Source organism: Alkalibacterium iburiense (genome assembly GCF_039521845.1).
GTDB classification, from domain to species: domain Bacteria; phylum Bacillota; class Bacilli; order Lactobacillales; family Carnobacteriaceae_A; genus Alkalibacterium; species Alkalibacterium iburiense.
The window spans coordinates 1-6807 of sequence record NZ_BAAACW010000150.1 but is presented as its reverse complement, the minus strand read 5'-3'; the positions used below and the strand labels follow the sequence as shown (position 1 = coordinate 6807).

6 protein-coding genes and 2 pseudogenes are annotated in these 6807 nt (G+C 37.0%); 3 read left to right on the top strand and 5 right to left on the bottom strand.

Annotated elements, in window-relative coordinates; all coding sequences use genetic code 11:
- Positions 1-77: 77 nt before the first annotated feature.
- The 4 genes and pseudogenes from ABDZ53_RS11625 to ABDZ53_RS11610 all read right to left on the bottom strand — a co-directional run.
- Positions 78-662, bottom strand: a pseudogene (locus ABDZ53_RS11625) (NADPH-dependent FMN reductase); the annotation flags it as partial.
- A 12-nt stretch (positions 663-674) separates the two neighbouring features.
- Entirely contained in the window at positions 675-1292 is a 618-nt protein-coding gene (locus ABDZ53_RS11620; RefSeq protein WP_343756707.1) for an NADPH-dependent FMN reductase, read from the bottom strand.
- Positions 1293-1308: 16 nt separating this feature from the next.
- Positions 1309-2223, bottom strand: a pseudogene (locus tag ABDZ53_RS11615) (FAD:protein FMN transferase).
- 5 nt (positions 2224-2228) lie between these two features.
- Positions 2229-3122, bottom strand: a complete 894-nt coding sequence (locus ABDZ53_RS11610) for a helix-turn-helix domain-containing protein (protein ID WP_343756705.1) — start codon at positions 3120-3122, stop codon at positions 2229-2231.
- Positions 3123-3367: 245 nt separating this feature from the next.
- On the opposite strand from ABDZ53_RS11610, the gene ABDZ53_RS11605 reads away from it, so the two are divergent.
- Entirely contained in the window at positions 3368-3547 is a 180-nt protein-coding gene (locus tag ABDZ53_RS11605; protein WP_343756703.1) for a hypothetical protein, read from the top strand.
- The gene (locus ABDZ53_RS11600; RefSeq protein ID WP_343756701.1) at positions 3540-4916 is read left to right on the top strand and encodes an aldehyde dehydrogenase; all 1377 of its coding nucleotides are present in this window, start codon (positions 3540-3542) and stop codon (positions 4914-4916) included. The genes ABDZ53_RS11605 and ABDZ53_RS11600 overlap by 8 nt, the downstream gene beginning before the upstream one ends.
- A gap of 255 nt (positions 4917-5171) precedes the next feature.
- Here the strand turns inward: ABDZ53_RS11600 and gloB are convergent, their stop codons facing one another.
- The gene (gloB, locus tag ABDZ53_RS11595; RefSeq protein WP_343756699.1) at positions 5172-5873 is read right to left on the bottom strand and encodes a hydroxyacylglutathione hydrolase; all 702 of its coding nucleotides are present in this window, start codon (positions 5871-5873) and stop codon (positions 5172-5174) included.
- Positions 5874-6029: 156 nt separating this feature from the next.
- Between gloB and ABDZ53_RS11590 the strand changes: the two genes are divergently transcribed.
- The gene (locus tag ABDZ53_RS11590) at positions 6030-6599 is read left to right on the top strand and encodes a rhodanese-like domain-containing protein (RefSeq protein WP_343756697.1); all 570 of its coding nucleotides are present in this window, start codon (positions 6030-6032) and stop codon (positions 6597-6599) included.
- The last annotated feature ends 208 nt before the right edge of the window (positions 6600-6807 follow it).

Below are 6807 nucleotides of genomic sequence, written 5' to 3'. Positions count from 1 at the left end.
GAGAAAACCACATGTGAGGAATGTAACAAGTAGTAAGTACTAGTTCTTTTTAATTTAATGCAACACTAGTGAACCTATAAATCTTCTGGTTTTGGCGTTTCTTTTTTAGGTCCTTCTAAAACAGATACGACATTGACGAATCGAACAAATTTTTCTAAACAGCTTTCTAAAAACTGTACAGTACCTGGATCAACTAAATTGTCCTGTTCATCAAACGCTTCTTTTACTTTTCCTAACAAGAATTCATTTCCTGGCATGACTATTGCATTGACTCCCGGTGCATCCAGTATTTGACGCAAATGCAGCTGAGCGCGGGAAGAACCCTGGTCATAATAACTGGCGCCTACTATCATCACAGGCTTATTTTCTAAGGAATGAATTTTGAAAGACAGCCACTCTAAAGTACTTTTTAATGCGGCTGGAATCGTATGATTATGTTCAGGTGTCGCAATAATCACACCATCTGCTTGAACTAATTTTTTATGCAGTGACTGAATTGGCTCACTGTTAGTCTGATCGTTACTTTGATTAAACAACGGAATATCTTTAATCTCAACAATATCTAATTCAAATAAAGAACCAAACTGTTTTCTAATAAAGTGCAATAACTTTCTGTTATACGATAATTCTGCATTTGATCCAACAATACCTACTATTTTCATTTGTTTATTCTCCTATTCTTTATAAGGTTTTTCCCAAGAAAAGTTTTCTGCTACTTGTTTATTAATGGTGTGTGCATGCGTTAATTGTTTAGTCATCGATACAAAACTTAAGAAGTCTTCAAAGAGTCCTTCTAATTTAATAATCTGTTCTTCACTGGCTAGTCGTCCGTCTGGATTAAAGGCTTGAAGCGAGTGGCTGAGTAGAAATTCTGAGCTTGGCATAATGCGTGCCTTTAATTCTGGAGCATCCAATATTTGTTTTAAATGTAACTGGGCTCTAGATGACCCGAGTACACCATATGAAGCACCTGTAATCATAACGGCTTTATCTACAAAAGGATAAATGCCATAAGACAGCCAATTAAGTGCATTAATTAATGAAGCGGGAACGGAATGGTCATATTCGGGCGTACTAATAATTACGCCGTCAGCTGCTTCTATTTTATCTGCAATAAATTGTACTTCCTGTGGAATCACTCCATCTGCAGGTTTGTTAAATAGTGGCAAGTCTTTGATTTCTACCAACTCAATAGTGGCTGTTTCTGAAAAGTGATGTTGCATAAATTGGAGTAACTTTCGGTTAGTTGATTGTTCTGAATTTGTGCCTACTAGTCCGATTAAATGTGTCATAATAATTTTCCCTTCTTTAAATAAGTTTTTCTTTTAACCCTTTTGAGACCATTTGTTGGTCTTCTTTCGTAATGACTAGCCCGTCAATACCTTCCAATTGATCAAGCTCTGTTATTATTTCCTTAGCTGACTTGCCATATAAACGCGTTGTCCATATTTCTCCCTCTATCGAGCGTTTAGAGTAAATGGATAAGCTAGCTACATCCGTTGTTACCGGATACCCTGTTTCGGGACTTAAGATATGGTGGTAAGTCTTCCCTTCTTTAGTTAGTTGCCTTTCATATATTCCTGACGTTACAACTGAATGGTCTGCTACTTTTAAAACTGATACGTAATTGTCTCGTGCCATCATAGGATTTTGAATCCCTATTTTCCAATAGTCACGTTTTCTAAACCCAACAGCATTTCCACCTAAGTTAAGTAATGCTGATTGGACGTTATTATTTTTTAAGTAATCCATAATTAAATCAGCACTGTATCCTTTAGCTAGAGCTCCTAAATCAATCAGCATCCCTTTATTCTTCAAGAAAACGGTTTGCTCTTTATCGTTCAATTCAATCTGACGCGGATCTGTTTTTTCTAAAAGACAGGTAATCTCTTCTTGCGCTGGTACTTTAGCATCCTTAAACCCAATTCGCCATGTTTGAATTAAAGGCCCAATTGCAATATTTAAATAACTCCCCGGCGCAAAACTGTGGGTTTTTCCTATCTTAATGAGTTCATACAATTCGGGATGCACTTGAACGGGTTGGATACCGGCTTGTCTATTGACTGCCATTAATTCAGAGCTCGAATCATTCGCACTGAAACGCTTTTCGTATGTCTATAATCGATGGATAACCTTTTCCATTAAGTTGCTGGCATCTTTATGTTCAATATGAATATCAATAACAGTGCCCATTAAACGAATGCTTTTAAAGTCGATGCTCATTTTGTTTACCCCTCAAAAGTTGATTCAACCACGTTTTCCATATGAGCCAGCTCTTTCAAAGCAATTTTATTTCTGTTTATTTTGGAATAGGCTCTTGCGTCATAAATTAACTCTAGAATGTCTTTTTTAGACTTCTTTTCAGCTATAGCATTTTTAGCTAACTGTATAGCTGCCCGGGCTAAATAATAGGTTACGTGATTATCTGAGCAAATTGAGATAGCATAGTGCGATAGCGCGTTACTAATAGCTATTTCGTCTATTTCCGCGTAAAACACACTGCATTGGAAAACGATATGAAGCGCTCGCCATGTGTCTTCCATTCCTTTAGTCGGGTAATTATATATATTTTCAAGTACTTTGTTGAAATAAAATTCTGCTTTGTCTTGTTCTTTCTCTCTAAAATAAACCATACCGATACCCGTGTAAGCCAGTAAACGGAATATTTCTGAGTCGAGATCTTCTTCTTCAAATAAGATTTGATTAAATACAAACAGAGTATCCATTGAAGAGGTATGTTGAAAAAGCATGATAAAACCATGTAAATAGCGGTAACGTAACATTAAATGAGCGTCTTCAATCGCTTCAATAGAAAGAGTCTGGAGAAGCTCTGCCGCTTTTTGGTATTCACTCGTGATTAAAAAGAATTCAGCTTCATTCATTTTCTCGATTGTCTCTGTATGCCTCACTCCGACTTTCGGAAACAATTCTCCTAAAGGAAGATCCAATCGATTACATAGCTGTATCAATATTTTCAAATTGGGGACATGGCCATTGTTTTCAAAACGACTTAATGTGGCTTGCGTACAAATGCCTTCCGCCAATTCACTTTGTGAAAGACCACTCTTTTTACGTTCTTTAATGAACCGTTTTATATTCATACCCTCTCTTTGTATATTCATGTTGTGTTAAAATTCACATATTTGCTATATTTAGAATTATACTCTTATGTTCTAAATCCGTCAACGTCTTATATAATTTTGTGAATATTCGTTCAAACTTTATCTTTAACTAGTAACCTCCTAGAGTGTTTATCCTAAAATAGTCATTCTAGGTTATGCATTTTTCACTATTCTTTATTCTTTTTATGATAAAATTAATGAATAAGAATTTGTGGACATATAGATTGAAAGAAAGTAGGAGACTCATGCATAATTTATTCATTCGTTCATTTCAAACGATTGCTCGACCAGCTGCTTATGCTTTGAACTGGCGTGAACCCGAGCTGCTAATTGGAGCCAATCCTCTCTATCCCGTACCAGTTATTTTCAAAAAAGAAGAATTAATCGATGCATTTAAACGAGTAAAAGGAGATTACAATGAATAAACCAAATAATTATAGTAAACAAGCACAAGAAGAGTTCTTTCAAACAGGCACGACTTTGAACTATGCCTTTCGTCGAGATATGCTCTTGCGCTTTAAAAAGATGCTGATTGAAAATAAGGACCGAATGGCTGAAGCTGTTGCGGCAGATTTCGGAAAGTCATATTTTGAATCCTATTCAACCGAGATTCTAATGATTTTTGATGAATTAAATTATATGTTGAAAAATTTGAAATCCTTAATGAAAGCAAAACGTGTTCCGACTTCTCTCATTCATTTTTATTCTAAAAGTCACATGGTTCACGAACCTTATGGGAATGTATTAATCATTTCTCCATGGAACTACCCCTTTACCTTATCTTTTACGCCAATGGTTGGTGCAATCGCTACAGGGAATACAGTCGTTTTAAAACCTTCAGAGACAACGCCGCATTCGTCTGCCCTGATGAAAGAAATGATTGCAGAAACTTTTCCGCCAGAGTATATCACTGTCGTAGAAGGCGAATCAGACACAACACAGGACTTAATCAAGAGTGATTTTGACTACTTGTTCTTCACAGGAAGTGGTCGAGTCGGCCATGAAGTCATGAAAACAGCCAGTGAAACTCTGACACCTGTTACTTTAGAATTAGGGGGCAAGAGTCCGGCGATTGTCACAGAAAATGCCAACTTAGTGAAGGCCGCTGTGCGCATTGCCTGGGGAAAAACGGTCAATGCAGGACAAACGTGTATTGCTCCTGACTATGTCCTTGTACATGAATCGGTGAAAAACCGGTTTGTTTTACTTGTTCAGCAAGCTTTTGAAAAACTTTACGGCTTGGATGTTTTCAGTAATGATGACTTCCCAAGTATTATTAACGAAAAACATTTTGAGCGAATTCAAGAATTATACGCGAATGAAACCCTTTTGTACGGGGGACAGTCGGATCCAGAGACGCGCAAAATTGCACCGACCATAGTGGATGAACCGGCTTTGGATTCCGACATTATGCAGGAAGAAATTTTTGGACCTGTATTACCTGTCATTTCTTATAAATCACTTGATGAAGCCGTTGCTATTATTCGCAAGCGTGAAAAACCACTTGCTCTTTACTTGTTTACTGAAAACAATTCCGTCAAAGAGTACATCAGTAAACATGTGTCATTTGGTGGGGGAGCGATTAATGACACGCTCATTCATTTTGCGAACAACAACATGCCTTTTGGTGGCGTCGGCGGCAGTGGGATGGGCGGTTATCATGGAAAATACAGTTTCGATACCTTTAGTCATACAAAAGGAATAACTGAAAAAACGACCTTGTTTGACATTCCATTCCGTTACCCGCCTTACACAGACTTTAAAGAAAAAGTCATTCGTTTTATGTCTAGATAACTCGTTAAAGCTTGGTGTGGCGATTCATTGAATCCTACACCAAGCTTTTACTCTTCAATTTGTTGTTAAAAGTGGAGTTCAGCCAATATTTCTTTTCTGAACTCAACATTTTTATAAAAATATGAAGTTCATGCCTGATTATTTTCAATGAACTCAATATTATGTCAAAATAATTGAGTTCACACTCTTTTATATTCGTGAACTCGACAAAAAGGCCTTAGATAGATATTAATCTAAGGCCTTTTTCCTGTTTCATTAAAACTCATCTCGCGCTTTACGCAGGTCTATAAATGTATCTAAAGCTTTTGCTTTAAGAAATAAGTTGATCTGTTTCTCTTTGCCAATCGTAGAAGGCAAGGTCGGTTCATTGTCTGCTCTCATCTTATCGGCTTCAGCCAATGCTTGAGAGAGTGTTTGGTTAGGAGACTCTACAGACAAAGCAAAGCGTAAATTGGTTTGAGTGTATTCGTGAGCTGCAAATACCTGTACCTTATCATCTAACGTGTTAAACTTTTGCAAGGCATCATACTGCGCTTCATAATCTCCTGTAAAGACACGCCCGCATCCACCTGAAAATAAAGCATCTCCACAAAACAGGTTGTCACCCATTAAATAGCTAATATGCTCTTCAGTATGACCGGCTGTTTTAAACACTTGAAAAGTTTCTCCCATTAATTCAAACGAGTCTCCTTCTTCAACGGTGTGATTAGTCAAAGACTGCGTTTCTATCGGACCGTATATTGGCGTCTGTGGGTATTTATCTAAAACATCACTCACTCCAGCCACGTGATCATCGTGTTTATGGGTGAGAAGAATCGCCTGTAACGTCAGCTCGTTTTCTTTTAAATGCTTTAACACACCTTCTGATTCACCTGGATCAACGACTATCACTTGTGACTCTTTTTCAATCAGCCATATATAATTATCTGAAAAAGCCGGAATTGGATAAACGTTCATTGTAAACTCCCCTTTTTGATTTCATCTAGAGTCAGTATACCTAATATAACTCTATTGTGAAAGACATGCCCTTATAACTGAAAACGTTATAGTATGGTTTTATTTCCTTCCACCCTTTATACTAAACACAAGACAGTAACAAGGAGGCATTTTGAAATGAAAAAATTAACCCCTACAGATATCAATGACCAGCAGCTTGTTGATATCCGTTCACAGCTTGCTTACCAATCCGGACACTTAGATTACTCACTTAATCTTAATCCAAAAAACTTCAAAAAGTATGCCCATCACTTTCTTTCTAAAAATGAGCCGATCTTATTGATTGGAGAAGATGAGCGTGAGATAGAAGACGTTTATGCATTAGCTAAAGATATGGGCTTCCATAAGCTTGACGGCTATATTAATATAAGTGATGTCCCATCTGATAAAGTTCAGGCATCAAAAACGGCCTCAGCTGAGTCCTTTTTAAAGCAAACAGACGATTTTATTTTACTTGACGTTAGAAATCCCAAAGAAATAACGCGACCGGCACCCAAGAAAAACTTAGTTAATATTGCACTAGAAGATTTACCTAATGCCTATCCAAAGCTAGATTCTAACAAAACAATCTATACCTTATGTGGCTCAGGAAATCGCGGGACATCCGCAGCTTCCTATTTAGAGACAAAAGGATTTAATACAACGGTTATTGAAGGTGGCATGAAAGCTATTCAGGAAGTAATGTAATAAAAAAAAGCGCGTCAGTCTATAGTTGAGACTGGCGCGTTTTATTGATTTTAGTCCATTTCAAAATATAAGGATTGGAGTAAATACCTTTCATTATACTTTACAGCTATCTTCTTCATCCAATTTTTTAAACGGCTTAACTCAAGTTTTGCAGTTGAATATCCAGGTTTAACCCTTGCGGTTATTGAAACTTCTTATAAAAAATTAT

Coding starts and splice junctions, on each gene's coding strand:
- ABDZ53_RS11620 (WP_343756707.1), bottom strand. CDS start 1,292: ATGACACATTTAATCGGACTAGTAGGCACAAATTCAGAACAATCAACT.
- ABDZ53_RS11605 (WP_343756703.1), top strand. CDS start 3,368: ATGCATAATTTATTCATTCGTTCATTTCAAACGATTGCTCGACCAGCT.
- ABDZ53_RS11600 (WP_343756701.1), top strand. CDS start 3,540: ATGAATAAACCAAATAATTATAGTAAACAAGCACAAGAAGAGTTCTTT.
- ABDZ53_RS11610 (WP_343756705.1), bottom strand. CDS start 3,122: ATGAATATACAAAGAGAGGGTATGAATATAAAACGGTTCATTAAAGAA.
- ABDZ53_RS11590 (WP_343756697.1), top strand. CDS start 6,030: ATGAAAAAATTAACCCCTACAGATATCAATGACCAGCAGCTTGTTGAT.
- gloB (WP_343756699.1), bottom strand. CDS start 5,873: ATGAACGTTTATCCAATTCCGGCTTTTTCAGATAATTATATATGGCTG.